The 640-nt window shown below is 67.0% G+C and carries 1 protein-coding gene; it reads right to left on the bottom strand.

The window, feature by feature from the left end; all coding sequences use genetic code 11:
- Positions 1–55 precede the first annotated feature (55 nt).
- Positions 56–640 (bottom strand): GTPase (locus BRAS3809_RS30070; protein WP_035659406.1); only part of this gene is annotated, 585 nt, incomplete at its 5' end.

Genomic DNA, 640 nt, shown 5'->3' with positions numbered 1-640 from the left:
AGTGCTGCGACTTATGCGACGGCCGTAGCCCGCGAAGCAAGCTCGCGGCGAGGAATCAGCCCTGCGGTGGCGTCGGCGCCGCCCACGGCTCCTCGGTCGCGGCATTCTCGACCGCGTTCTTGGCCTTGTTGGACACCGGCTGTTCTCCGACGACGTCGGCGAGCTTGCGCAGCGTCTCTTTCACGCCCTCTCCGGTGGCGCCCGACAGCAGCAGCGGCGTCTTCTTGGCCGCGCGCTTCAGCCGGTCCCTCTGCTTCTTCAGCTCGTCCGGATCGCAAGCATCGATCTTGTTCAGCGCGACGATCTCGATCTTGTCGGTCAGGTCGCCGCCATAGGCCTCGAGCTCGTGCCGCACCGTCTTGTAGGCCTTGCCGGCATGCTCGCAGGTGGCATCGACCAGGTGCAGCAGCACGCGGCAGCGCTCGACATGGCCGAGGAAGCGGTCGCCGAGACCGGCGCCTTCATGCGCGCCCTCGATCAGGCCGGGGATGTCGGCCAGCACGAATTCGCGGCCGTCGGCATTTACGACGCCGAGCTGCGGATGCAGGGTGGTGAACGGATAGTCGGCGATCTTGGGCTTGGCCGCCGAGACCTTGGACAGGAAGGTCGACTTGCCGGCATTGGGCAGTCCGACCAGGCC

This window comes from Bradyrhizobium sp. STM 3809, from assembly GCF_000239795.1.
Taxonomy (GTDB): Bacteria; Pseudomonadota; Alphaproteobacteria; order Rhizobiales; family Xanthobacteraceae; genus Bradyrhizobium.
This window is presented reverse-complemented; position numbering and strand designations above follow the sequence as displayed.